The organism is Mesorhizobium loti CJ3sym (assembly GCF_000472785.1).
Lineage (GTDB): Bacteria > Pseudomonadota > Alphaproteobacteria > Rhizobiales > Rhizobiaceae > Mesorhizobium > Mesorhizobium loti_E.
Genome location: NZ_AXAL01000001.1, coordinates 809049 through 832797 on the forward strand (window position 1 = coordinate 809049; position 23749 = coordinate 832797).

The window sequence follows — 23749 nt, forward strand, 5'->3', positions numbered from 1 at the left end:
ATACGGCGGCTAAACGGCTGGTAAACTCAACGCGCCGCCAGATTCGCAGCCGGAAAGATCGAACATGTTTCGGTGCCGAAAGCCAGCAGCTTGCCGTTGGCATCCTTCAGCGTCGCTTCCGAAACGGCAAGTGTGCGACCCTTGTGGACCACTTTGCCTTCGCAGACCACCTCGCCGGTCCCGGGCGTGATCGGCCGCGTCAGGTTCACCTTGAACTCCGCCGTCGTATAGGCCTCGCCCTTCTCGAGCAGTGTCTGCACGGCGCAGGCCAATGCCGAATCAAGCAGCGTCGCCGCCCAGCCGCCATGCACGCTGCCCAGCGGGTTGAGGTGGCGTTCGCCCGGCATACCGCGAAACACGGCGCGGCCTTCCGACACTTCAGCCAGGGCGAAGTTCAGTTGAAACGAGATTGGCGGCGCCGGATATTTGCCGTCGACGATGCGCTGCAGCAATTCCAGGCCGGTGTATTTCAGGATGTCGGCGTGCGGAATGGTGCCGAGGCCGAGCGGCGAGACCCGGCCAGGATAGAGTTCGACTTCGCTCATGTGATGATTTCTCTGGCTGCATTTTCTCCGGCTATGGTCTTGCCGCGCGCGTGGTGCTTGCGCAGTGCGACAAGAAAGCCGGCGCGGGCATCGGGCTGTTCGATGCCGCGCGGCTCATAGACATGGCGCGTGAAGAAAAACCCGGTCAGCCGGAAGGCATCCTCGACCGCCGCCGGATCCGCGCGCAGGCCGGAGCCGCGCTGCAGAAACGCCGGCAGCGCCAGCATCTTGTCGTGCCATGGCGCGCCTGCGTCGCGCGACACTGCGCGGCCCGACTTCGGCGACACATAGGCAAGGTCCTGTCGCGTGCCGGTCGCGGCGCATTGGCTGAGATCGAGGCCAAAACCCAGTTCTTCGAGGATCTGAAGCTCGAAGCGCGCCACCAGTTCACCAGCAGCATCAGCATCGTCGAGATGGACGATCATCACGGCGAGCGCTTCGTAAAGGCCGCCATGGGCGTCACGTTCCGGCAACAGGCGCAGATGCGCAGCCATCGTCTGCAGCCCATAGACGGCGACAGCGCTATCCATCAATCGGGCAGCGTTCATCTCGATCGCCTCGACCTGAAAGGTTCCGAGATGCTCGTCGAGCCGCGCCCGCCACAGAAGATCGACGCGATTGCCGGCTTGGAGGACAGGTTGCTGCTTGCGCGAGCGGCCGCCACGGACGAGGCCGAGATGACGGCCATGCGCGCGCGTCATCACCTCGATAATGGCGCTGGTTTCGCCATGCTTGCGGGTGCCGAGAATGATTCCCTCGTCGCGCCATTCCATGCCGGAGCTTTTCACCGATCGGGTGGCGAAATCAAGGTATAGGCCTGGCGCCGAGGCCAACGCTCGCAAGAACACATAAAAAACCGCCCGCGGCGCTGCGGGCGGTCTGGTAAGGTCAGTCGATCTGTTAGAACGAACGCTGGAAGCGGAGAATGCCGCCGAGGCTGCTCTTCTTGGTAGCCTTGGTCCAGTTGTTGAAGTCGGCGTCGCCGAACTTGCCTGCATTGAGGTAGTCGACTTCAGCCGTGACCGTAAAGCCGGGCACAACAGTGTAGGCAACGTTGGCGGCGATGCCGAGGTTCTTCCAGTCGTCATAGGAGACCTGGGCGTTGAACGCAGTCTTGGCGTTGAACTTGTAGGTGCCGCCACCCCAGATTGCCCAGTTGCCGCCCCACTGCTTGTAGAAGCCGCGACCTTTGGCATTGACGAAGTTGGTCGGATCGTTGAGGTTGTTGTCCGAACCGTAGCCGCCCATGACGAACAGCGTGAGTTCCTTGCTCACATTCACGTCCAAACGAACTTTGCCGGCCACTTCCTCGTAGTTGCTGTCATAAGCGACGACGCCGGTGACCGCGCCCCAGTCACCCTTGTACTTCAAGCCGCCGACCACATGCGGGACGTAGCTGTCGATGGTGCCGGTGCCAGCGCCTTCTTCAAGCGAAACCAGCCCGGTCAGCCCGTTGCCTCCGTCGAAGTAGTACTGAACGACGTTGCTCTCCTGCCCGCCATACGGAACGAGCGTATCCTGGATGACGTTGCCGGCATAGCCGATGAACGTATCGAAAGCCGTATCGTCCTTGCCGACGCGCAGGCCACCGAGCTGGATCCAGGCGAAACGCAGCGAGAGAGACTTGTTAACCGCCTGCCAATCGGTGCTCGCAACCTTCGGACCCGCCCCGTCAGGATCGGAGTAGTCGCCAGGCTTGTTGCCGAAATTGAATCGTGTCTCGGTATAGGTCTTCAACGTGCCGAGTTCGGTCTCTTGGCCGGTCCAAGTCTTCAGCGTGAAGCGGGTGTTCTTGTAGTAGGTCGAGTGATCGCCATTGCCCCTGCTGTCAGCAACATGGTTGACACCATCGAGCGAGCCGACGTCACCGACGCCGATGTCATAACGGACATAGCCGCCGATGCGCAGGCAGGTCTCGGTGCCCGGGATGTAGAAGTAGCCGGCGCCGTAGACGTCGCAGATCTTGACGTATTCGGCCGGTTCCGGCTCGGCGACGACAACCGCGTCCGCGGCGCGAGCGCCGGAAACCGCGATCAGCGCCGCGGCTGAGCCGAGAAGGAGGCTCTTGATGTTCATTTTCTGACCTCTCCAGTCAAAGTTAAAAATAGCTTCGGATTTGTGGCTGGCGGATATGTTTTCCCGCCTCACCCCCACAACGAAAAAAGGCTCGCACCGCGTCCCCTTTTCGCGGCGAACATACCCATCAATCCTCAGCCTTCAATGACGGTTTGGGAAATAACGGCGATTCCGTGAACAGATTAATGCTGTGTTGCACAAATAACACTGGCCTATATGGCGAATGGCACAATTGGCACAACGTCATATATTCAATATATATATGGATAGTTTCTCGGCTAACTATGTATTAATAACGAGATATTTCCAATCAGCAGCTCAAAAATGGCATTTTTTGGCTATTTATCTTGAAAAGCACCCGTTTCGTTGCGTTCAGCAGATGCCAGGCGAGTGTCCTCCACCTGCGATGACGCAAGGGAATTCCAACATCGCCTGCCAAGTCGGCCAAATCTCGCCAAGGCGGTCGAAACAGGCTGGCGCACGCTCCAGCGCTATCGATTGTGACAGCCACCCGGTCGCCGTGGGCCGGTGCGGGGCCGCTTTTTCAAACCCAATGCGACGAAGGAAGGCGAACAAGAAACAAGGGCGATCGCGGAATCACGTCACGCTGAGTTTCTTGTAATCGGCCAGCACTTCGTCGATCACGCGTCGGGATTTTTCGACTTCTGCCTGATTGTTGATATGGCCAGCGACCGTGATCAGCGCCTTCCACAGCGCCCAGCCACGTCCGCGTGCCCAGGTCGCATCATCAACGGCAAGACCGGTGCGGAAAACCTCCCTGCTCTCGCCCTCGAACAAGGTCCAGGCGATCGCCAGGTCGCATGAAGGGTCGCCGACGCCGGAGGTGCCGAAGTCGATCACGGCGCTCAATCGCCCCGCTTCGACAAGGAGATTGCCCCAACTAACATCGCCATGGAACCAGACCGGCGGCCCCTTCCAGGTCGCGGCAAGGGCCGCTTCCCAAACGGCACTCGCCAGGCTTGCGTCGATGTGGTTGCCGAGAGCGGTGATCGCTCGTCTTGTCTCGCCGTCATATACGGCCAGCGGTCCGCCCCGAAAGAAATTATGCTGCCCGGGCGCCGGCCCGCCGGTAGGGTCGATGCGCTTCAGGGCAACCAGGAAACTCGCCAGGTCCGCCGCGAATTGCGACAGGTCAGAGATGCGCTCCCGCTTTGCCGTCTCGCCCTCGATCCAGCCATAGACGGACCAATGCCAGGGATAGTCCCCGGCCGGCACGCCCATCGCCAATGGCAGGGGGATCGGCAATGGCAAAAGCGGCGCCAGCCTTGGCAGCCAGCGATGTTCTTTTTCCACTTGCGGGGAATAGTCGGCCGCGCTCGGCAGCCGCACGGTCATCTCATCGCCCAGATGAAAGGTCCTGTTGTCCCAACCGCCAAATTCTACCGGCCTGACAGCAAGATCCTTCCACTGGGGGAATTGCGCAGCGACCAACCGGCTGACCAAAGCCATATCGATGTTCAGCTTGCCGGCCATTTAATGCGGGAATTCGAGACCCATCTCGCGATAACGCTCAGGATCGTCGCCCCAGTTCTCACGCACCTTGACGAACAGGAACAGGTGCACCTTCTGCTCGAGAATGCCTGCTATCTCCATGCGCGCGGCCTGGCCGATGGCGCGGATAGTCTCGCCCTTGTGGCCAAGCACGATCTTCTTCTGGCTGTCGCGCTCGACATAGATGACCTGATCGATACGCACCGAGCCGTCCTGCTTCTCTTCCCATTTCTCAGTTTCGATATGGGAAGAGTAAGGCAGTTCCTGATGCAGCCTGAGATAGAGTTTCTCGCGGGTGATCTCGGCGGCAAGCTGACGCATCGGCAGGTCGGAAATCTGGTCCTCGGGATAATACCAGGGGCCGGCAGGCAGCGTTTCGGCCAGATAGTCGAGAACATCCTTGCAGCCGGAGCCGGTCAGAGCCGAGACCATGAAGGTGCGTTTGAAAGGCACCCGCTCGTTCGCCACGGCCGACAGCGCCAAGAGTGCCTCGTGCTTGACCCGGTCGACCTTGTTGAGGATCAGCACCATCGGCTGGCGCACGTCCTTCAATCGCTCCAGGATCGCGTCGGCATCGCCGCGGATACCGCGCTCGGCGTCGATCAGCAAAAGCACGACATCGGCGTCCTTGGCGCCACCCCAGGCGGTGGTCACCATAGCCGTGTCCAACCGCCGCTTCGGCTTGAAGATGCCGGGCGTGTCGACAAAGACGATCTGCGCATTTTCATGCGTGGCGATGCCGCGCACGATGGCGCGGGTCGTCTGCACCTTGTGGGTGACGATCGACACCTTGGCGCCGACCAATTGGTTGACCAGCGTCGACTTGCCGGCATTGGGCGCGCCAATCAGCGCGACAAAGCCGGAATGCGTGGCGGGGGCTTCAGCAGTTTCAATATCCGTCATGCAGCGCTCCATACACCTTCGCGCAACAGAAGGGCAGCCGCAGCAGCCTGTTCGGCCTCGCGCTTGGAACGGCCGTTGCCGATCGCCGGCTGAAATGCACCAACCTTGACGCTCACCGTGAACAACGGATCGTGGTCCGGCCCTTCGCGGCTGTCGATCTGATAGGCAGGAACGGCATTCGCCGCCTGATGCGCCCATTCCTGCAATTCCGTCTTGGCATCACGGCGCGCCGCACCCGAAGCCTGCGAGCGCGGCTGCCAGTATTTGTGGATGAAGCTGCGCGCTGCTTGCAGTCCGCCATCAAGGTAGAGCACGGCGATCAGCGATTCCAAGGCATCGGCGCGCAGATTGACGCGCTTGCGTCCCTCAAGGCCGCGCACATCCGATCCGGCACGGATCAGCTCCGGCAGCCCGATATCCTCGGCGATCTCGGAAAGCGCCTCGGCATTGACCAGCGCATTGAGCCGCAGCGACAATTCGCCTTCCGCCGCATCAGGAAACGCGGCCAGCAGCATGTCGGCAACGACCAGACCGAGAACCCGGTCGCCGAGAAACTCGAAACGTTCATAGTCGGCGCCGGCATTGGCGCCGCGAGCACTGGCATGGGTGAGCGCACGCTGCAAGCGCTGGCGGTCGGCAAAGGCATGGCCCGTGCGTTCCACAAGCGCTTCGGCGAGCGCGTCGGCGGTCAGCCGCTTCGCCGCTGCCATCCCTAGTTGACGAAATGGAACAGCCGCGAAGCGCGCATCAGCGACGGCCATTTCCAGATTTCGAGCGGGCTCGCCTTGCCGGCGATCGAGAAGAAGACAAGGTTGGCGCGGCCAACCAGATTCTCGGCCGGAACATAGCCGACGGTGAACCGACTGTCGGCGGAATTATCCCTGTTGTCGCCCATCATGAAATAATGGCCGGGCGGCACATCGAACTCGCGCGTGTTGTCGCCGATCGAATTCGGATTGAGGTCAAGCGTGTCGTAGCTCACGCCGTTGGGCAGCGTCTCGCGGTAGACATCGATCGGCTGAGGCATTTCGGTGATATCGGGATTGTCGATCTGGCCGGTCTTCACGCGCGGCACGCCGACGCCGTTGATGAACAGCTGGCCATCTTTCATCTGGATCTTGTCACCGGGCAGGCCGACCACGCGCTTGATATAGTCGACGGACGGATCGGGCGGGAACTTGAACACCACCACATCGCCACGCTTGGGTTCGGAGCCCCAGATACGACCCGAGAAAATGTCAGGTCCAAAAGGCAGCGAATAGCGCGAATAGCCGTAGGACCATTTGGTGACGAACAGATAGTCGCCTTCCAGAAGCGTCGGCCGCATTGATCCCGACGGGATCGAAAAGGGCTGGAACAACAGCGTGCGGATAACGAGCGCAAGCAAAAGCGCCTGGACGATGACGCTGACGGTTTCGCCAAGCCCGCCGGATTTCTTCTGGGATTTTTCAGCCACGCTCATGTCGTCCTCGATTGTGCGTTGGATGGTATAGAGTCTCGGCGCGCGCTGGGCAACGTCAATGCCGGTCGTCAGATGCAATCAATGTGGCGCTTCTTCGACGGGCAACGCCTCTATGATCACAAAGGCTTGAGCAAGCGGAAAATCATCCGTGATGGTGAGGTGGATCGCCGCCCGATGGCCCTTTGGCAGGATTTTGTCCAGCCGCGCCAGGGCGCCGCCGGTCAATGCCATGGTCGGCGCACCGCTGGGCAGGTTCACGACACCCATGTCGCGCCAGAAGACGCCTTGCGCCAGACCGGTACCCAATGCCTTGGCGCAAGCTTCCTTGGCGGCGAAGCGCTTGGCGTAGGAGGCCGCTCGGGCGCGTCGGTTCTCGGAACGAGCCTGTTCGACCTCGGTGTAAATCCTCTGGACGAAGCGCTGGCCGTGACGCTCCAGCGACTTCTCAATGCGCCTGATATCGATCAGGTCGCTGCCGATGCCGATGATCATTGTGCGGCGGAACCGACGCTTCCGCCGGGATGGGACGATTGCGCGTGGCGATGCGCGCGCTCGGCAAGGCGCTTGCGCCTTTGCTCGCGGAAGACATTCATGCCCCAGCGCGTGACACCGTAGAACAGGAGGCCAAACACCAGCCCGAGCGGCACCGCGCCGATCAGCATGGGCTCCAGCACGGGATGCCACAGTTTCGCGAAGGAAAGCGTGTGCAGCATCTCGCCCAGATGCGCAGGCGGACCATGCGCCGGCAGCCGGTCATGCAGGATGAGCTTGCCGGTCTCCCAGGACGCGCCCCACAGAATAGGAAAAGTCAGTGGATTGCCGAAGAAAACAGCGCCGAGTGCGGCCGCCACCAGATTGCCGGCGATCACCCAGCACAGGACGAAGGCAATGACGAAATGGAAACCGACGGGAAAGAACGAGGCGAAGACGCCAGCCGCAACACCTGCCGCAACCGCATGCGGCGTGGCCTTCAGCCGCAGGATGCGCTTGGACAAGTACTGAAGTGAGCGCGAAAACGAGCGGCGCGGCCAAAGGTAGGTACGCACCCGTTCGAGAAGGCCATCAGGCTTGCGGCGTCGAAAAAGCACTCTGTTCCCGTTCCACAACTCTCGCACCGGCAATTTCCGCCGGCTATGAGATACATCATCTTGCGCTTAACGATCGCCCGATGGCAATCACAACGTTGATATAGCGACGCGCGTCGGCAAGAACAACCGAACACCGTCTGCGCAGCGCGTGCATGTTGCCGCCCTTCCGGGACAGGCGTCCTTCGGTTCGAACATTGGACAATCGCGGCGAATTTATGGAGCCGGCAGCCGCTTCGCCGAAAGGACGGCCTTGCTGGCGGCTAAGATCGGTATTCGCTAACCTCGACCAGATTGTCGTCCGGGTCGCGAAAATACACCGACAGCATCGGGCCTCGAGCGCCGACACGTTCGACCGGGCCGAGTTCCACCACCACGCCATTGGCCTCGATGTGGGCTCGGATTTCGTCGAGCGGCCTGTCGGTGATCAGGCAGAAATCGCCTGAACCTGGTGTCGGTGACTTCGCCTTCGGCTCGAAAGTGCGGCGGACTTCGTGAACATTGATCTTCTGATTGCCAAACACCAGCGCTGTCGGCCGTCCCGTAGTGTCGATGCGTTCAAAGCCCAGCACGCGTTGATAGAAGGCGCAGGTCGCTTCGAGCGAAGCGACCGTCAACACGAAATGATCGATGCCGACGATCATCTGCATTTATTTTCATGCATGTCGTCCCTCCCAAAACCGCTGCACACTCTTGGGCGACATGCACGGTCAAATGTTGCGACTACCGGGCTTAACGGCCGGGATGGCGGCAAGTTCCGGCGGCAAACGATCGGCGGGATAGGCTGGAACCTCATATTCGGCGAGCGCGATCAGCGGCACACCGACATGGGACTTGCCGGCAGAACGGTCGATGATGCAGGCAGCCGCCACCACTTCGGCGCCAAGCTCGCGCAGGCAGTCGATGGTTTCGCGGATCGACAGGCCGGTGGTGACGATGTCCTCGACGATGACGACGCGCGCACCTTTGGCAATCTCGAAGCGGCGCAGGCGGAACTCGCCCCCTTCCCGCTCGACCCAGATCGCCGGCACGCCGAGATGGCGCGAGGTTTCGTAGGCCGGAATCAGGCCGCCGATCGCCGGGCCGACGACATAGTCGATCTTGCCTGGCACCGCCTTGCGGATTTTCTCGGCCAGCGCCTTGCATAGCCGTTCGGTCTTGTCGGCATGCATGAACACCCGCGCCTTTTGCAAGAAGACCGGGCTGCGCAGGCCCGACGTCAAGATGAAATGCCCTTCCAGAACAGCACCCGCCTCACGGAAAATGCCCAGCACTTCATCGGTATTCATCTGCGCCCCTCTTGAATTGACCATTCCGAAAACCGGTTCCCACTTTTCGGGATCATGGTCTAGCCATTTACGCGCCGTGCATCGCTGACGCTCGAATTGTCCTTGAGCTGCGACAGCAGCCGGTTGAGATGCTTCAAATCCCAGACTTCGAGATCGATCAGCATTTCGGTGAAGTCGGGCGCGGTGCGCACCATCGACAGCGTATGGATGTTGGCGTCGTTGGACGCAACGACCTGGGCGATATCGGCGAGCGACCCCGGCGCATTAATGGCGGTGACCGAGACGCGCGCGGGAAAGCGTTCCTTGGTGCGTTCATCGATGTCCCAACGCACGTCGATCCAGCGCTCAGGCTGGTCGTCGAAGGCCTGCAGTGCCGGCGACTGGATCGGATAGATGGTGATGCCGGTGCCTGGCTGGACAATGCCGACGATGCGGTCGCCCGGCACCGCACCTTCCGGCGCGAAGCGCACCGGAAGGTCGCCACGCACACCACGGATCGGCACGGCGCCATCGCGCGGCTGGTCCTTGTCCTTGCGCGCGGCCCGAGTACCGGGCATCTGGAACAGCATGCCGGCGGCGTTGCGGATCTTCGACCAGCCTTCCTCACGCTGCTTGGGGGCACTGACGGTGACGCGCTCGTCCTTGTAGTCGGGGAAGACCGCCTTCATGACGTCGGTGGAGGCCAGTTCGCCACGGCCTACGGACGCCAGCACGTCCTCGATGTCCTTGCGCGCCAGCCGGTGCAGCACCGGCTTCAGGCTTTCCTTGGTGAAGGTCTTGCCGGCCCGTTCGAAGGCGCGCTCCAGAATGCGCGCGCCAAGGCCCGAATACTGTTTGCGGATGGCGTTCTTGGTGGCACGACGGATGGCGGCGCGGGCCTTGCCGGTGACAACGACCGATTCCCAGGCAGCCGGCGGCACTTGCGCCTTGGAGCGGATGATCTCGACCTCGTCGCCGTTCTTCAGTTCCGTCATCAGCGGCATGATGCGGCCATTGACCTTGGCGCCGACGCAGGTGTCGCCGACGTCGGTGTGCACGGCGTAGGCGAAGTCGATGGGCGTGGCGCCACGCGGCAATGCAATCAGCATGCCTTTCGGCGTGAAGCAGAACACCTGGTCCTGGAACAGTTCCAGCTTGGTGTTTTCGAGAAAATCCTCGGGATTGTCGCCTTCGGCGAGCTGCTCGATGGTGCGCCGCAACCAGGCATAGGCGTTGGTCTCCTTCGAGATCGCGGGGGCAGCACCATTCGTCTTGCCGCCGGTGTCCTTGTAGATGGAATGGGCGGCGACGCCATATTCGGCGATCTTGTTCATTTCGCGGGTGCGTATCTGCAGCTCGACGCGCTGACGCGACGGCCCGACGATGGTGGTGTGGATCGAGCGGTAGTCGTTCTGCTTCGGCGTCGAAATGTAGTCCTTGAAGCGGCCGGGCACCATCGACCACGTGGTGTGGATGGCGCCGAGCGCGCGGTAGCAGTCTTCGACGCTGTCGACGACGACGCGGAAGCCGAAAATGTCGGAGAGCTGTTCGAAGGACAGCGCCTTGGCCTCCATCTTGCGGAACACCGACCACGGCTTCTTCTGGCGGCTCTTCACGCCGGCATTGATGGCATGCTTTTCAAACAGCGCCGACAGTGCCTTTTCAATGTCGGTCAGCACGCCCTTGTTGCGCTCGAATATCTCGGCAAGCCGCGCAGTAACGGCGCGGTAGGCTTCCGGATTGATGAAGCGGAAGGCGATCTCTTCCAGCTCTTCGCGCATGCCTTGCATGCCCATGCGCCCGGCCAGCGGCGCATAGATGTCCATCGTCTCCTCGGCGATGCGCAGGCGCTTGGCCTCCGGCATATGGTCAAGGGTGCGCATGTTGTGCAAACGGTCGGCGAGTTTGACCAGCAGCACGCGCACATCTTCCGAAATCGCCAGCAGCAGCTTGCGCAGGTTCTCCGCCTGCTCAGCCTTCTTGGACACGAGATCAAGCTTCTTCAGCTTGGTCAGGCCCTCGACCAGCTTGCCCATTTCGGGGCCGAACAGATCGTCGATCTCGGCCCGCGTCGCGGTGGTGTCCTCGATGGTGTCGTGCAGCAGGGCGACGGCTATCGTCGCCTCGTCCATGTGCATTTCGGTGAGGATGGCTGCGACTTCGAGCGGATGCGAGAAATAGGGATCGCCGGAAGCGCGCTTCTGATGGCCATGCTTCTGCATGGCATAGACATAGGCCTTGTTGAGCAGCGCCTCGTTGACGTCAGGCTTGTAGCGCTGGACGCGCTCGACAAGCTCATACTGACGCATCATGGGCGAAATCTCTCAGCGATGAAATGAATCATGCGCCGCACTGCTGTACGGCGCATGTCATAGATAGCCACGAAACTGCCGAGACGGAAGTGCCGCTGGATTGTTCCAGGCGCTTCCGGAGCGTTGTCTTAGTAGTCGTCGCTCTTTTCCGGGGGCACCAGACCCTCGATGCCGGCCAGCAGATCTTCCTCGGTCATCCGATCGAACGTCACATTCTCCTCGGCGTCATCGTTGTTGGTGGCCGCAACTGCACCGCCGGTCTGATCGGCGATCACTTCGCCATCGGCTTCGGGCTCATCGACCTCGACATGCTTCTGCAGCGAATGGATCAGATCTTCCTTGAGGTCGTCGGGCGACAGCGTCTCATCGGCGATCTCGCGCAGCGCGACGACCGGGTTCTTGTCGTTGTCACGCGGCACGGTGATCGGCGCGCCCTGGCTGATCTGGCGAGCACGGTGGCCGGCCAAAAGCACCAGCTCGAAGCGGTTGTCGACCTTGTCGATGCAATCTTCAACGGTTACGCGGGCCATGGACTGCCCCTTTCATGCCTGGATTTGATGGAAAACAGGCGCGGTCCATAACCCGAACGCCGCCAAAATACAAGCATCATGCCAAAGTCGGCGCTGCGGGGCCTCAATCCTGCGGTCAAACATCGGATTGAAGCACAACCCCGTCGTATCCGTGGCGTCGGATGCCTCGATCACAATTGCTTGCGTTGCCTCATCTCGCCTTGGATTGCCGCCAAACTGGCGTTATCTCGGATGGCGAAGGTCAGCCGGTTTATTATGAGCCTGACCGATAGTCGCTGCCGCATTTCGTTTAGACGACCGCATTTTTCGAAAAGGAATATTTTCCATGTTCGACCCTCGTGAAAAAATAGCCCTGTTCATCGACGGCGCCAATCTCTACGCCACGTCGCGGGCACTCGGCTTCGACATCGACTATCGCAAGCTCCTGTCGAGTTTCCACAAGCGCGGCTATCTCTTGCGCGCCTATTATTACACGGCTTTGGTGGAAGATCAGGAGTACTCCTCGATCCGCCCACTGATCGACTGGCTGGACTATAACGGCTTCAAGGTGGTGACCAAGCCGGCCAAGGAATTCACCGACTCGACCGGCCGCCGCAAGATCAAGGGCAATATGGACATCGAACTGACCGTCGATGCGCTCGAGCTGGCCGACGTCGTCGACCACTATGTCATCTTTTCCGGCGACGGCGACTTCCGCACGCTGGTCGAAGCGCTGCAGCGGCGCGGCCGCAAGGTGTCGATCGTCTCGACCATGGCCTCGCAGCCGCCGATGATCTCAGACGATCTGCGCCGCCAGGCCGACCATTTCATCGACCTGACGACGCTGAAGAACGAAGTCGGCCGCGATCCCTCCGAGCGGCCGGTGCGCCGGCCCGAACCAGCTGAAGTCGACGAGGACGACTACTGAGGGCGGTCACCTTGACCGCCCTTTCCGCTTCCGAACCCGGCCGCGACTGTCCGCTCTGCCCGCGGCTGCATGGCTTCATTGCGCAATGGCGGCAGCGCGAGCCGTCCTGGTTCAATGCGCCGGTGCCGACCTTCCTGCCACCGGGCGGCGAGGGTGCCGTCCGGCTTCTGATCGTCGGGCTGGCGCCCGGCCTACGCGGTGCCAACCGCACCGGGCGCCCGTTCACCGGCGACTATGCCGGCGACCTGCTCTACTCCACGATGATTGCGCACGGCTTCGCACGCGGTGAGTTCAAGGCACGTCCCGATGACGGGCTGGAGCTCGTCGGCACCGCGATCACCAATGCGGTGCGCTGCGTGCCGCCGGAGAACAAGCCGGTGGGCGCCGAAATCTCCACCTGCCGGACATTCCTGGTGCCGACGATCGCCCGGTTCCCCAACCTGCGCGCCGTTCTGGCGCTGGGGTCGATCGCCCACCAGTCGACGGTGCGCGCGCTGGGCGGGCGTGTCGCCGCCTACCCGTTCAAGCATGGCGGGCAATTGCCGGCCGGCGGCATTACGCTGTTTTCCAGCTATCATTGCTCGCGCTACAACACCAATACCGGTGTTTTGACGGAAGCCATGTTCGTCAAGGTTTTCGCCGAGATCGCGGCATTCCTGCGAACATAGCTCCGTCTTTGTTTTTATGCATGTCGTGGCCCCAAAACCGAGGTCACTTTTGGGCGACATGCATTAGAACCCTTCCAGCACGATCTTGCCCTTGGCCTTGCCGGTCTCGATCAGCGCATGGGCGCGCTTCAGATTGGCGGCATTGATGGTGCCGAATATCTCGCCCAGCGTGGTGCGGATGGTGCCGGCGTCGACAAGCCGTGCCAGTTCATTGAGATGCTCGCCCTGCGCCGCCATGTCCTGCGTCTCGAACATCGATCGGGTGAACATGAACTCCCAATGGACCGAAACGCTCTTGCGCTTGAACGGGTTGATGTCGAGCGTCTTGGGATCATCGATCAAGCCGAACCGGCCCTGCGATGCGATCAATTCGGCGATCTCGGCCAGGTGCTGGTCGGTGTTGGTTGTCGAGAACACAAAGGCTGGTGCGCCGATGCCGAGGGCTGCGACTTCGGCAGCCAGCGGCATGGAATGATCGATCACATGATGGGCGCCAAGCCCAAGCACCCAATCGCGGGTCTCTGGCCTCGATGCGGTGGCGATCACCGTAAGTTCGGTCAACTGGCGCGCAAGCTGGACCGCAATCGAACCGACGCCGCCCGCACCGCCGATGATCAGGATGGCGTTTGCGGCGCCAACGACAGGCTTCTTCACGTCAAGACGGTCGAACAGGGCCTCGAAGGCGGTGACCGCCGTCAGCGGCAGCGCCGCCGCCTGCGCATAGTCGAGTGATGCCGGCTTGCGACCGACGAGGCGCTCATCGACAAGATGGAACTCGGCATTGGTGCCTTGCGGGGCAAGCGCTCCGGAGTAAAAGACATCGTCGCCGGGCTTGAACAGTCTGGCGTCCGGACCGGCCGCGACAACGCGGCCGGCGGCGTCCCAACCGAGCACCCGCCACGTTCCGGCTTCGGGCTTGGCGCTTTTCCGGATCTTGGTGTCGACCGGATTGACCGAGATCGCCTTCACCTCGACCAGCAATTGACGGCCTTTCGGCTCCGGCTTGGGCAGGTCGATATCGACAAGGGAGGCCTCATCGGCGATGGGGGCTGGGATTTGATAGCCGACGGCACGCATTCTGGTTCTCCGCGATTGCTGTTGAGCGTTGTGTGGGTCAGAGATGCGGATTATGTGCGCCGAGCGCAAGAATGCACATATAAAGCACATAGTGTCGAAAAGGATACCGTCATGCCGCGCATTCGCCATGAACGATTCGATTGCAGCCCCGGCTGTACCGTGGAGGGAACGCTCCGCTATATCGACGGAAAGTGGAAAGGCGTCGTGCTCTACCACCTGTTCGAGGGCACGCTGCGCTTCAACGAGATACGCCGGCGCATTCCCAACTGCACGCAGCGCATGCTGACGAACCAGCTCCGTGAACTGGAAGCCGATGGGCTGATTGCCCGCAAGATCTATCCGGAAGTGCCGCCGAAGGTGGAATACAGCCTGACCCCGCGCGGCAGAAGCCTGGAACCGGTGATTACAGCCCTGAAGGTCTGGGGCGACGCGAATGTGACGCTGGCGCCGGAGGTCGCGCAGGTTGCGGCTTGAAGCGACGCCGGTAGGGCCGGCAGAGTTCACACCGGCAACAGCCGGATCGTCAATGTTTGCAACAGCATAACCGGGCTTGTGAAGAAACGGATACTGACGTGCAGCCCCGATCGATTTGGCCGGAAAATCTTAATGCGCGGATGCAAGCAGCGCGGCCAATTTCTCGGGCCCACCCTGCAAAACATTCAGGTCGACATCGCCCTCGATGCCGTCCACGCGGCCCCTGTTGTGGTACTGCCAGCAGACCCAGTCGTGGCGATCCGGCTCCATGAGCAAGGAGCGAAGCCAGAGTGGGCGAGCGGCGATCTGCCCAGCGTAGGCCGCTTCTGCCTCATCGGTCAGATAGACGATGGCCGTCTTGCCGAACGCCGCCTCGACAGGTCCGAGGAAAGCCTGGAGTTCGGCATTCAACTGTTCGGGCGATGGCCGCTGCGGACAATTGCCCCCGAACTCGATGTCGACGACCGGCGGCAGCAAGGGCTGATCGTGCGGCACGACAGCGATGAAATTCTTCGCCTGGTCGGCGCCTGGCCGGCAGAAGGTGAAGAAGTGATAGGCGCCGACAGCGAGGCCAGCCGCGCGAGCCTCACGCAGATTGGTGGCAAAGGCGCGATCGACATGATCGCCACCCTCGGTCGCCTTGATGATGGCGAAGGCGACATCGTCGGCGGCAACGCGGCTCCAATCGATCTGTCCTTGGTGATGGGAGACGTCGATGCCTCTGAGCGGATATTTGCCGCGATCAGGAGAATAGGTGTGGAAATAGGTAACGCCGGCGGCAACGATGACGCCCGCAAGAACCACACCAACCAAGCCCCAGAAGACGATCCGATTCTTCAAGGCTGTCCTCAGGTGGTAGCCGGCTCGGTGTGTTCAAGACTTGAAAGCCAACTTGGCTTTTTTCAGGCCATCACCTGACGTCCGGCCCTTCGCTGTGGCTCCGGGCGTTCGTCGCTCGAAAAGCCAAATCGTTGGCTTTTCGTCCGCTTCGCGGACCGCTCCTCACCCACGTTCCTTCAAGAGCCGGCCCTTCTCGCGCGACCAGTCGCGCTGCTTTTCGGTCTCGCGCTTGTCGTGCAACTTCTTGCCGCGGCCGACGGCGAGCAAGAGCTTGGCGCGGCCCTGGTCGTTGAAATAGATTTTCAACGGCACCAGCGTCATACCTTCGCGGTCGACGCTTTGCGACAGCTTCGCCATCTCGCGCTTTTTGAGCAGGAGTTTGCGGCGCCGGCGCGGCTCATGGTTGAAGCGGTTGGCCTGCAGATATTCCGGCAGATAGGAATTGATCAGCCAGATCTCGCCGCCCTCGACGGAGGCATAGCTGTCCTGGATGTTGGCTTGGCCCTGGCGCAGCGACTTGACCTCGGTGCCGGTCAGCACCAAGCCGGTCTCGACAGTGTCGAGCACCTCGTAGGAAAACCGCGCCTTGCGGTTTTCCGAGACGGTCTTGTTGTTGGGATCGGCTTTTCTGACTTGGTTCATGATGTGGAGAGGTGGCGCCTCATCGCTAATTAATCAAGCCGGCGTGCTTCAAAGCCGCATCGATCTTCTCGGTCGTCGACTGCTCAACGGTGACCAATGGCGAACGCAGCACGTTCTCGACCTTGCCGAGCTTCGACAGGGCATATTTGGCGCCGGAGACACCGGGTTCGATGAAGATCGCCTTGTGCAATGGCAGCAGGCGGTCCTGCAATTCCAGCGCCTTGGCACTGTCGCCGGAGAGCGTTGCTTCCTGGAATTCAGCGCACAGCCGCGGCGCGACGTTCGATGTCACCGAGATAGCGCCGACGCCGCCATGCGCGTTAAAGCCGAGCGCCGAAGCGTCCTCGCCGGAAAGCTGGATGAAACCCTTGCCGCAGGTCATCCGCTGCTCGGATACACGCTCGACCTTGCCGGTGGCATCCTTGACACCGATGATGTTCTTGAAGTCGTGCGCCAGCCGGCCCATCGTCTCCGGCATCATGTCGATCACCGAGCGCGGCGGGATGTTGTAGATGATGATCGGCAGCTTGGTCGCCCTGGCGACGGCAGCAAAGTGCTCGTAGAGGCCGCGCTGCGTCGGCCTGTTGTAATAGGGTGTGACGACCAGTGCGGCATCGGCGCCGGCCTTCTCGGCATATTGTACAAGCCCGACCGCTTCTTCGGTATTGTTGGAGCCAGCACCGGCGACGACCGGGACGCGGCCCTTGGCTACCTCGATGCACACCTTGATGACGTGGCGATGCTCGTCATGCGACAGAGTCGGCGACTCGCCGGTCGTGCCGACGGGAACCAGACCCGTAGTGCCTTCCCCGAGCTGCCATTCGACAAACGCGCGAAAGGCTTTCTCGTCGAAACGCCCGCTCTTTTCGAACGGTGTCACGAGCGCAGTAAGCGAGCCTCTCAGCATGTCGTCCAACTCCTTGGGACTTTTTGTTTACGCATATCGTTCCCCCAAAACCGGTATCCACTTTTGGGCGACATGCTTCGGTTTGTTTATGCATGCCGTCGTCCCAAAACCGGTAACCACTTTTGGGCGACATGCATCGGTGTTTTGTCGTGCGCGCCTTCTAACCGAAAGCGAAGCGGCGCACCATAGTCTCGACATGGTTACGCGGCAAGCATTGCCATGGTGCCAGCAAGCGCAATTCGAACGACCTCGATAACTCTTTGTTTACGAGCCCTTCACCACCTAAGTTTAGGCTTCGAAGCATCTTCGCCTGCTGGTAAAATGCTGGAACAGGGAAAGACACGGGATCATGCCGGCCAATCGGCCCCACCTCCTCGCGCTGCTTGGCGCCATTGCCGCGCTGATGCCGGGCGTAGCGATCAGCGGCAGCGTCGATGTGCAGGTGACGTCGGCCATCCCGATGCCGGGAGTGCAGGAAAAAGCTCAACAAGACACCTCACCCAGCGTCGCCCGGCTGAAAACTGGGCTGGATGCGCTGGCGGCTGGGGATATTCCTACCGCCCGTTGCATTCGTGAGGCTCTTCCCGGTCAATCGCTCGACCAGCACATTCTCGCTTGGGCGATCGCGCTTTATGGCGGCGACAAGGTTCCGAGCGGCGACATCGCCGCCGCCGCGAAGATGCTGCCCAACTGGCCGGGCACGGTTGCCCTGCGCAAGAACAGCGAGCGCGCGCTCTACCGCGAGAACCCCGCCCCCGACATCGTCATTGCGGCATTCGATGGCAGCCAGCCGCAAACATTTGAAGGCGTCATGGTCCTCGCCCGCGCCTATGTGGCAACGGGCAACGTCAAGGCGGCCCGCTCGGTGCTGTCGCCGTTCTGGCGCACCACGGTCCTGGAAGCCAAGGACGAGACGGCGCTGATCAAGGAATTCGGCGGTCTGATCCCTGCCGCCGACCACCGTTTTCGCATGGACCGCATGTTCTATGCCGACCGGGTGAATTCCGCGCTGCGCATTGCCGGTCTTGCCGGCGCCCAGCAGTTTGCCGAGGCCTGGGTCGCGGCTGACAGAGGGGACAAGAATGCGCTGAAACTGCTGAAGGCAGTGCCGGAATCCCAGCGTTCAGCCGGCTACTTCTTCGCGCAGGCGGAATATCTGCGCAAGCAGGAGGATTTTGCCGGCGCCGCTGCCGTTGTGATGAAGGCGCCGACGGACCGCGAAGCTTTGGTCGATCCCGACGCCTGGTGGGTCGAGCGCCGGGTGCTGTCGCGCGAACTCGTCGACCAGGGCGACATGAAGACGGCCTACCAGATCGTCGCCACGCATGCCGCCGAAAGTGCGGCCAATGCGGCGGAGGCCGAATTCCACGCCGGCTGGTATGCGCTGCGTGGCCTCAATGACCCCAAGCTTGCCGCAACGCATTTTTCGCGCATCGCCGACCTCGCGCAAGGGCCGATGACATTGTCGCGCGCCTATTACTGGCTCGGCCGCGCGGCGGAAGTCGGCGGCCCCGGCAATGCCAAGGACTATTTTGGGCGGGCCGCCACTTACGGCACGACGTTTTACGGCCAGCTCGCCGCAGAACGTATCGGCCGGCAGGCGCTCGACATCGTCTATCCCGCGCCAAGCGCTGCTGACCGGCAGAGTTTTGTCAGCCGCGAGGCGGTCAGCGCCATCAAGCGCCTGCAAGAGGCGGGTTACGACCGTTATGCCGAAACGCTCTATCGCGACCTTGCCGGGCAGCTGACCAGCCCGGGCGAACTGGCGCTGCTCGCTGTCCTTGCCGAGAAGCAAGACAACCATTTCATGGCGCTGAAGGTCGGCAAGATCGCCGGCGCGCGCGGCATCGATGTCGGCGCGCTGTCGCATCCGCTCGGCGTCATTCCCGATTCGGCCAATATTTCCGGCTCGGGCAAGGCACTGGCCTACGCGATCGCCCGCCAGGAAAGCGAATTCAACATCGGCGCGGTATCCAGTGCTGGCGCGCGCGGGCTGCTGCAGTTGATGCCGGGAACCGCCAAGCAACTGGCGAAGAAGGCCGGTTTGGAGTTCTCGCAGAGGCGGCTCACCACCGATGCCGGCTACAACGCCACACTCGGCTCAGCCTTCCTTGGCGAGCAGCTTGACCGCTTCAACGGCTCCTACGTGCTGACTTTCGCCGGCTACAATGCAGGCCCCAACCGGGCCAGCCAGTGGGTGGCGAAATACGGCGACCCACGCGGCAAGGACATCGATGCGGTGGTGGACTGGATAGAGCGGATTCCCTACACGGAAACAAGAAGTTACGTGCAGCGCGTGATGGAGAATTACGAGGTCTACAAGATGCGTATTTCCGGCAAGTACGACATCGTCGGGGATCTGGTGAACGGGCGCAGCTGAGGCTTGCCCTGCTCGGTCAGGTTGAGGGACAGAGCGTCTTTCATTTGACCAGCCCTGCCCTCGCCTGTAGCTGTCTCTAGTCTATCCAGCCAGGGCAGCATTTCAAATGTCGAGCGACGAAGGCTTTACCGACTTCTTCTATGCGGCGCCGGACGGGTTGAAACTGCACGCCCGTGTCTACGGCAAGGCCAATACCAGCGACTGGCCGGTGGTCTGCCTGCCCGGCTTGACCCGGAACGCCCGCGACTTTCATGAACTTGCGCTCTATCTGTCGCAGCGCGCTGGCACTTCGCGCCAGGTCGTGGCCTTCGATTACCGAGGGCGAGGAATGTCGGCCTACGATCCCGAAATCGCTCACTACAATATCGGTGTCGAAGCTGGCGATATCCTGGCCGGGCTAGCGGCACTCGGCATTGACCACGCGGCTTTCATCGGGACGTCGCGCGGCGGCCTGATCATTCATGTGCTCGGGGCATTGAAGCCGGCCGTGCTGAAAGCCATTGTGCTCAATGACATCGCGCCAGTGATCGAAGCCGAAGGCCTTGCCAACATCCGCTCCTATCTCGAGCGCTCGCCGAAGCCGAAGACATTTGATGAAGCCGTGGACGCGCAGTGGCGCACGCATGGCGGCGACTTTCCGGCACTTACCCATGCGGACTGGGCTCGGATGGTGGGTGCGCTCTACCGCAACACGGATGTAGGACTGGTGCCCGATTTCGACCCGGCCTTGATCGACACTCTGGCCGGAATCGATTTCAGCAAGCCGTTGCCAGATCTGTGGCCGCAATTCGATGCGCTGAACGCCGTGCCACTGCTTGCCATCCGCGGCGGCAATTCGAAACTGCTCTCCACCGCAACGCTCGAGGACATGCAAAAACGCCATCCCGGCATGGAGACGATCACCGTCGAGGGCCAGGGCCACGCGCCATTCCTGGAAACCGGAAATCTGCCGAGCGCCATCGCGACCTTCCTGGATCGGGCGCAACAGCAACCTCAAACAAAGTAAACCCAAGACCAGATCTGGTCCTGGGGTCATCATGACAATATATTTAGGCTCGGCGAACTATTTGACTTTCGAGCTTTTCCCGGGCGCCTTTGCCGCGACCGCCTTGCCCTTTTTCGCGGGCGCTGCCGCTGAAGGCGTGGTCAGCGGAGATGAAAACGCCGAACTTTGTGCGCCGCCAGCCAGTCCCTCGCCACGGGGCGTTTCCAGGACCACAACGCAACCGTCGAGATCGTTGGTGGCCAGATGGGCGTAGCGCATGGTCATCGAAAGTGTCTGGTGGCCGAGCCACATCTGCACGCGCCTGATGTCGATGCCGCCTTGGACAAGACGTGAGGCGCAAGTGTGGCGCAGAATGTGCGGCACGACCTGATCGTCGGCGCCGAGGCCGACTTCTGCTTTCGCGTCGTTCCAGATGGCACGAAACTGTGCCTGGCTGAGCTTGGTGAACGGACCTTTGGGCCGGCGGCCTTCGGTCGGCGGCAGCTTGATGACTTCCTTGACCCGCTCGGTCATCGGAATGGTGCGACTGCGGCCGGACTTGGTGATCCAGAAGGAGACGCGATGCTCCTGGATGTCATTCCAGATCAATCCGAGCGCCTCGCCGAGGCGGCAACCGCTGTCAACCAGGAAGACGGAAAGCCGGTAGGCATCCTCGCTGCGACTCTTTATGGCAGCGAACAACCGCGCCTCTTCGTCCCTTTCCAGGAAACGAATCCGTCCCGCCCGCTCCTTCTGGCGGCGGAACTCGGGCAGGCTGTGGATATCTCCCATCTTGTGAGCCTTGCGCAGCAGTTTGCTGAGAGCAGCCATCTTTCGATTGATGGTTGCGTTGCTGTTGCCGCGCTGGCGCAAGGTGCCGATAAGGTTATCAAGGGTACTCTGGTCAACGGCGCTGAAACGCTCCCCAAGGAGAATCTCATCTATTTCGCCGATGAATGAGCTGACATTGTATTTATGCCGCCCATCATCCCACAGTATGTCCCGGTAAGCTGAAAAAAGCTCTCCGACCCTGTACGACTTTACTTCTCTTATCTTGTTGTAGGTGTAGTTGATCTTTGAGTTCTGAGAAGAAAACATCGAAAACGGATCCGGGGGGCTACCCTCTTGAATCGCTTCGTTGGTCATAATTCGTCACACCCCCGAGTGGATAGATCAGCCCTATCCGCTTGGAAGCGTCCTTTCAAGAGATTTTAATCACGCGGTTGTGATCCCATCCGCCCATCAACGGATCCCACGATATCGTCCCGCGGATTTATTCAGCTACCGATTCCCCCTGTTCCTTCTGTTGCGTTGACCCAGTCACGAAACAAAAACAGCCCGGGCGATTGTGCGCCCGGGCTGGATTTCACCTGTAAGGAACCAGCCCTTAGAAGGAGCGCTGGAAGCGGAGCATGCCGCCGACGCTGTTCTTCTTGTCTGCATTGGTCCAGTTTCTGTCGCCAATGTTCCCGAACTGACCGTCGTGAGCATAGTCAACTTCGGCAGTGACCGTGAAGCCGGGAACGAGGTCGTAGGCCACGTTCGCCGCGACGCCATAGTTCTTGTCCTGGTCAACTGACGCCTGAAGGTTGAACGAGGTTTTCTCGTTGAACTTGTAGGTGCCACCGCCCCACACTGCCCAGTGACCGCCCCACTGCTTGTAGAAGTTGCGGTCGATATTCTTGTCGGAACCCCAGCCGCCCATGATGAACAGCGACAGTGCGCTGGTCGCATTCACGTCCAAGCGGACCTTGCCTGAGTACTCATCCCAGGTACTGTCATAGGCTGCAACGCCAGTGACGGCACCCCAGCCCTGCGTATACTTCACGCCGCCGACAACGAACGGAACGTAGCTGTCGATCGAATCGTTGCCCGAAGTGCTGGCCTGGTAAATTCCAGGCGTACCGCTGGCGCTACCCGAGCCTTCTTCCAGCGAAACCACAGCCGAGAACCCGTTTCCGGCATCGAAGTAGTACTGCAGGACGTTGGTGTCGAAGCCGCCGTAGGGGACGAGCGTATCGTTGATGACGTTGCCAGCATAACCGATGAACGTATTGAAGGCCGATTCGTCTTTACCGACGCGGAAACCACCAAGCTGGATCCAGGCGAAGTTCAGCGAGATGCCCTTGTTTTCAGCATAATTGTCGCTGATGTAGTTGTTGTGGTTGCCGAAGTTGATGCGGGTTTCGGTGTAGGTCTTCAACGTGCCGAGTTCGGTTTCCTGGCCGGTCCAGGTCTTCAGCGAGAAGCGGGCGTTCTTGTAGTAGGTGCTCTGGTCTTTGCCGGACCGCTGATCCTCTGTCTTTGCACCGTCGAAAGAACCGACGTCACCGACGCCGATGTCGTAACGGATGTAGCCGCCGATGCGCAGGCAGGTTTCGGTGCCGGGGATGTAGAAGTAGCCAGCGCCGTAGACGTCGCAGATCTTGACGTATTCAGCGGGTTCCGGCTCGGCGACGACGACGGCGTCGGCGGCGCGAGCACCGGAAACTGCGATCAGGGCCGCAGCGGAGCCGAGGAGAAGGCTCTTAATGTTCATTTTCTGACCTCCAGTCAAAAGTTAAAAAACGGGTCTGGGTATTCTTTGCTGAAGGACAGCGTTCCCTGCCCCATCCCCACTACCGAAAAAGATGCGCACCGCGCCGCTTCCTCGAAACCGACATTACCCATGAGCCGGCGCCGTTCAACAACGATCGTACCGGCGAAAGGGCTGTTCGGCTGCTATCCCCCGGCGTTGTTGCACAAATGACACGATTTGGCCTCACTCAGAAAGCTCTTGTTAACCATCAGGCCTGCCGCTACCGCCTATTTCCCGCCGAATCCGGCAATCGGCCGACGGAATCATGGCAGGGTCGCGAGTCACCAGCCAGGGAGTTGCCGCAAAACGGCCGTACCAGGTAACCCCGCGGTTCCGGCCCGCTGTTATTTTTCCATATAATGATGCGGGCTTGTTGATTGTGCCGGCGCTTTTCTTTATCCACCGGCCCAACGGAGAGGTGGCCGAGTGGTCGAAGGCGCTCCCCTGCTAAGGGAGTAGAGGTCAAAAGCTTCTCGTGGGTTCGAATCCCATCCTCTCCGCCACCCTACGCCCTGCGGGCTTCGGGTGGCAGGCCACCCGTAGCGCAAAGGGCGTGGGGTGTCGCCCGAAGCTACGAAGTAGCGTAGGGGGACTATGT

At 61.0% G+C, this 23749-nt stretch carries 24 protein-coding genes and 1 tRNA gene; 6 read left to right on the top strand and 19 right to left on the bottom strand.

What is annotated here, in order from left to right; translation table 11 throughout:
- Positions 1 to 26: 26 nt before the first annotated feature.
- The 13 genes from A3A9_RS0104385 to rpoZ form a co-directional block, all read right to left on the bottom strand.
- Positions 27 to 545 (bottom strand): PaaI family thioesterase, encoded by a 519-nt coding sequence (locus A3A9_RS0104385; RefSeq protein WP_027057682.1) that lies wholly within the window; start codon positions 543 to 545, stop codon positions 27 to 29.
- The gene (recO, locus tag A3A9_RS0104390) at positions 542 to 1318 is read right to left on the bottom strand and encodes a DNA repair protein RecO (RefSeq protein WP_027057683.1); all 777 of its coding nucleotides are present in this window, start codon (positions 1316 to 1318) and stop codon (positions 542 to 544) included. Before recO ends, A3A9_RS0104385 begins: the two co-directional genes overlap by 4 nt.
- Before the next feature lie 127 nt (positions 1319 to 1445).
- The gene (locus A3A9_RS0104395; protein WP_027057684.1) at positions 1446 to 2621 is read right to left on the bottom strand and encodes a porin; all 1176 of its coding nucleotides are present in this window, start codon (positions 2619 to 2621) and stop codon (positions 1446 to 1448) included.
- A 597-nt stretch (positions 2622 to 3218) separates the two neighbouring features.
- Positions 3219 to 4115: an aminoglycoside phosphotransferase family protein gene (locus A3A9_RS0104400; protein WP_027057685.1), complete on the bottom strand. Its 897-nt coding sequence runs from the start codon at positions 4113 to 4115 to the stop codon at positions 3219 to 3221.
- Positions 4116 to 5048 (bottom strand): GTPase Era, encoded by a 933-nt coding sequence (era, locus tag A3A9_RS0104405; protein WP_152536061.1) that lies wholly within the window; start codon positions 5046 to 5048, stop codon positions 4116 to 4118.
- On the bottom strand, positions 5033 to 5746 hold the full coding sequence (gene rnc, locus A3A9_RS0104410; RefSeq protein WP_027057687.1) for a ribonuclease III: 714 nt from the start codon (positions 5744 to 5746) through the stop codon (positions 5033 to 5035). The genes era and rnc overlap by 16 nt, the downstream gene beginning before the upstream one ends.
- 2 nt (positions 5747 to 5748) lie before the next feature.
- Entirely contained in the window at positions 5749 to 6498 is a 750-nt protein-coding gene (gene lepB / locus A3A9_RS0104415) for a signal peptidase I (protein ID WP_027057688.1), read from the bottom strand.
- 78 nt (positions 6499 to 6576) lie between these two features.
- Positions 6577 to 6990 (bottom strand): holo-ACP synthase, encoded by a 414-nt coding sequence (acpS, locus tag A3A9_RS0104420; RefSeq protein WP_027057689.1) that lies wholly within the window; start codon positions 6988 to 6990, stop codon positions 6577 to 6579.
- Complete coding sequence (locus A3A9_RS0104425; RefSeq protein WP_027034417.1) at positions 6987 to 7586, bottom strand: DUF2062 domain-containing protein; 600 nt, start codon at positions 7584 to 7586, stop codon at positions 6987 to 6989. Before A3A9_RS0104425 ends, acpS begins: the two co-directional genes overlap by 4 nt.
- A gap of 260 nt (positions 7587 to 7846) precedes the next feature.
- Entirely contained in the window at positions 7847 to 8227 is a 381-nt protein-coding gene (locus A3A9_RS0104430) for a VOC family protein (RefSeq protein WP_027057690.1), read from the bottom strand.
- 66 nt (positions 8228 to 8293) lie between these two features.
- Positions 8294 to 8872, bottom strand: coding sequence for an orotate phosphoribosyltransferase (gene pyrE, locus A3A9_RS0104435; protein WP_027057691.1), 579 nt, complete (start codon positions 8870 to 8872; stop codon positions 8294 to 8296).
- Between the two features lie 59 nt (positions 8873 to 8931).
- The gene (locus tag A3A9_RS0104440) at positions 8932 to 11163 is read right to left on the bottom strand and encodes a RelA/SpoT family protein (RefSeq protein ID WP_027034414.1); all 2232 of its coding nucleotides are present in this window, start codon (positions 11161 to 11163) and stop codon (positions 8932 to 8934) included.
- Positions 11164 to 11291: 128 nt separating this feature from the next.
- Positions 11292 to 11693 (bottom strand): DNA-directed RNA polymerase subunit omega, encoded by a 402-nt coding sequence (gene rpoZ / locus A3A9_RS0104445; RefSeq protein ID WP_027057692.1) that lies wholly within the window; start codon positions 11691 to 11693, stop codon positions 11292 to 11294.
- A gap of 325 nt (positions 11694 to 12018) precedes the next feature.
- Here rpoZ and A3A9_RS0104460 point away from each other — a divergent pair, with 325 nt between their 5' ends.
- Both A3A9_RS0104460 and A3A9_RS0104465 read left to right on the top strand, forming a co-directional pair.
- On the top strand, positions 12019 to 12600 hold the full coding sequence (locus A3A9_RS0104460; protein WP_027057693.1) for an NYN domain-containing protein: 582 nt from the start codon (positions 12019 to 12021) through the stop codon (positions 12598 to 12600).
- Positions 12601 to 12611: 11 nt separating this feature from the next.
- Positions 12612 to 13268, top strand: coding sequence for a uracil-DNA glycosylase (locus A3A9_RS0104465; protein ID WP_027057694.1), 657 nt, complete (start codon positions 12612 to 12614; stop codon positions 13266 to 13268).
- A 63-nt stretch (positions 13269 to 13331) separates the two neighbouring features.
- Here the strand turns inward: A3A9_RS0104465 and A3A9_RS0104470 are convergent, their stop codons facing one another.
- Positions 13332 to 14345 (bottom strand): zinc-binding alcohol dehydrogenase family protein, encoded by a 1014-nt coding sequence (locus A3A9_RS0104470; RefSeq protein WP_027057695.1) that lies wholly within the window; start codon positions 14343 to 14345, stop codon positions 13332 to 13334.
- Positions 14346 to 14456: 111 nt separating this feature from the next.
- Between A3A9_RS0104470 and A3A9_RS0104475 the strand changes: the two genes are divergently transcribed.
- Positions 14457 to 14819, top strand: a complete 363-nt coding sequence (locus A3A9_RS0104475) for a winged helix-turn-helix transcriptional regulator (protein ID WP_027057696.1) — start codon at positions 14457 to 14459, stop codon at positions 14817 to 14819.
- Between the two features lie 129 nt (positions 14820 to 14948).
- On the opposite strand, the gene A3A9_RS0104480 is transcribed toward A3A9_RS0104475, so the two are convergent.
- The 3 genes from A3A9_RS0104480 to dapA all read right to left on the bottom strand — a co-directional run bounded on the left by A3A9_RS0104480 (position 14949) and on the right by dapA (position 17208).
- Positions 14949 to 15659 carry a glycoside hydrolase family 25 protein gene (locus A3A9_RS0104480; protein WP_027057697.1) on the bottom strand — a complete coding sequence of 237 codons (711 nt, stop codon included), beginning with the start codon at positions 15657 to 15659 and terminating at the stop codon, positions 14949 to 14951.
- Between the two features lie 162 nt (positions 15660 to 15821).
- On the bottom strand, positions 15822 to 16301 hold the full coding sequence (gene smpB / locus A3A9_RS0104485) for an SsrA-binding protein SmpB (RefSeq protein ID WP_027057698.1): 480 nt from the start codon (positions 16299 to 16301) through the stop codon (positions 15822 to 15824).
- A 25-nt stretch (positions 16302 to 16326) separates the two neighbouring features.
- Complete coding sequence (dapA, locus tag A3A9_RS0104490; protein ID WP_027057699.1) at positions 16327 to 17208, bottom strand: 4-hydroxy-tetrahydrodipicolinate synthase; 882 nt, start codon at positions 17206 to 17208, stop codon at positions 16327 to 16329.
- A gap of 349 nt (positions 17209 to 17557) precedes the next feature.
- Between dapA and A3A9_RS0104495 the strand changes: the two genes are divergently transcribed.
- Both A3A9_RS0104495 and A3A9_RS0104500 read left to right on the top strand, forming a co-directional pair.
- A complete protein-coding gene (locus A3A9_RS0104495) occupies positions 17558 to 19588 on the top strand; it encodes a lytic transglycosylase domain-containing protein (RefSeq protein ID WP_027057700.1) in 2031 nt (676 codons plus the stop codon).
- A gap of 106 nt (positions 19589 to 19694) precedes the next feature.
- Positions 19695 to 20594 (top strand): alpha/beta fold hydrolase, encoded by a 900-nt coding sequence (locus tag A3A9_RS0104500; protein WP_027057701.1) that lies wholly within the window; start codon positions 19695 to 19697, stop codon positions 20592 to 20594.
- A gap of 57 nt (positions 20595 to 20651) precedes the next feature.
- Here the strand turns inward: A3A9_RS0104500 and A3A9_RS0104505 are convergent, their stop codons facing one another.
- Together A3A9_RS0104505 and A3A9_RS0104510 are read right to left on the bottom strand one after the other, a co-directional pair.
- The gene (locus A3A9_RS0104505) at positions 20652 to 21719 is read right to left on the bottom strand and encodes a tyrosine-type recombinase/integrase (RefSeq protein WP_430515871.1); all 1068 of its coding nucleotides are present in this window, start codon (positions 21717 to 21719) and stop codon (positions 20652 to 20654) included.
- Between the two features lie 241 nt (positions 21720 to 21960).
- Complete coding sequence (locus A3A9_RS0104510) at positions 21961 to 23112, bottom strand: porin (protein WP_027057703.1); 1152 nt, start codon at positions 23110 to 23112, stop codon at positions 21961 to 21963.
- Positions 23113 to 23563: 451 nt separating this feature from the next.
- Between A3A9_RS0104510 and A3A9_RS0104515 the strand changes: the two genes are divergently transcribed.
- Positions 23564 to 23654: transfer RNA gene (locus tag A3A9_RS0104515), tRNA-Ser, on the top strand.
- The last annotated feature ends 95 nt before the right edge of the window (positions 23655 to 23749 follow it).

Coding starts and splice junctions, on each gene's coding strand:
- A3A9_RS0104385 (WP_027057682.1), bottom strand. CDS start 545: ATGAGCGAAGTCGAACTCTATCCTGGCCGGGTCTCGCCGCTCGGCCTC.
- recO (WP_027057683.1), bottom strand. CDS start 1,318: ATGGAATGGCGCGACGAGGGAATCATTCTCGGCACCCGCAAGCATGGC.
- A3A9_RS0104395 (WP_027057684.1), bottom strand. CDS start 2,621: ATGAACATCAAGAGCCTCCTTCTCGGCTCAGCCGCGGCGCTGATCGCG.
- A3A9_RS0104400 (WP_027057685.1), bottom strand. CDS start 4,115: ATGGCCGGCAAGCTGAACATCGATATGGCTTTGGTCAGCCGGTTGGTC.
- era (WP_152536061.1), bottom strand. CDS start 5,048: ATGGAGCGCTGCATGACGGATATTGAAACTGCTGAAGCCCCCGCCACG.
- rnc (WP_027057687.1), bottom strand. CDS start 5,746: ATGGCAGCGGCGAAGCGGCTGACCGCCGACGCGCTCGCCGAAGCGCTT.
- lepB (WP_027057688.1), bottom strand. CDS start 6,498: ATGAGCGTGGCTGAAAAATCCCAGAAGAAATCCGGCGGGCTTGGCGAA.
- acpS (WP_027057689.1), bottom strand. CDS start 6,990: ATGATCATCGGCATCGGCAGCGACCTGATCGATATCAGGCGCATTGAG.
- A3A9_RS0104430 (WP_027057690.1), bottom strand. CDS start 8,227: ATGATCGTCGGCATCGATCATTTCGTGTTGACGGTCGCTTCGCTCGAA.
- pyrE (WP_027057691.1), bottom strand. CDS start 8,872: ATGAATACCGATGAAGTGCTGGGCATTTTCCGTGAGGCGGGTGCTGTT.
- A3A9_RS0104440 (WP_027034414.1), bottom strand. CDS start 11,163: ATGATGCGTCAGTATGAGCTTGTCGAGCGCGTCCAGCGCTACAAGCCT.
- rpoZ (WP_027057692.1), bottom strand. CDS start 11,693: ATGGCCCGCGTAACCGTTGAAGATTGCATCGACAAGGTCGACAACCGC.
- A3A9_RS0104460 (WP_027057693.1), top strand. CDS start 12,019: ATGTTCGACCCTCGTGAAAAAATAGCCCTGTTCATCGACGGCGCCAAT.
- A3A9_RS0104470 (WP_027057695.1), bottom strand. CDS start 14,345: ATGCGTGCCGTCGGCTATCAAATCCCAGCCCCCATCGCCGATGAGGCC.
- A3A9_RS0104475 (WP_027057696.1), top strand. CDS start 14,457: ATGCCGCGCATTCGCCATGAACGATTCGATTGCAGCCCCGGCTGTACC.
- smpB (WP_027057698.1), bottom strand. CDS start 16,301: ATGAACCAAGTCAGAAAAGCCGATCCCAACAACAAGACCGTCTCGGAA.
- dapA (WP_027057699.1), bottom strand. CDS start 17,208: ATGCTGAGAGGCTCGCTTACTGCGCTCGTGACACCGTTCGAAAAGAGC.
- A3A9_RS0104495 (WP_027057700.1), top strand. CDS start 17,558: ATGCCGGCCAATCGGCCCCACCTCCTCGCGCTGCTTGGCGCCATTGCC.
- A3A9_RS0104500 (WP_027057701.1), top strand. CDS start 19,695: ATGTCGAGCGACGAAGGCTTTACCGACTTCTTCTATGCGGCGCCGGAC.
- A3A9_RS0104505 (WP_430515871.1), bottom strand. CDS start 21,719: ATGACCAACGAAGCGATTCAAGAGGGTAGCCCCCCGGATCCGTTTTCG.
- A3A9_RS0104510 (WP_027057703.1), bottom strand. CDS start 23,112: ATGAACATTAAGAGCCTTCTCCTCGGCTCCGCTGCGGCCCTGATCGCA.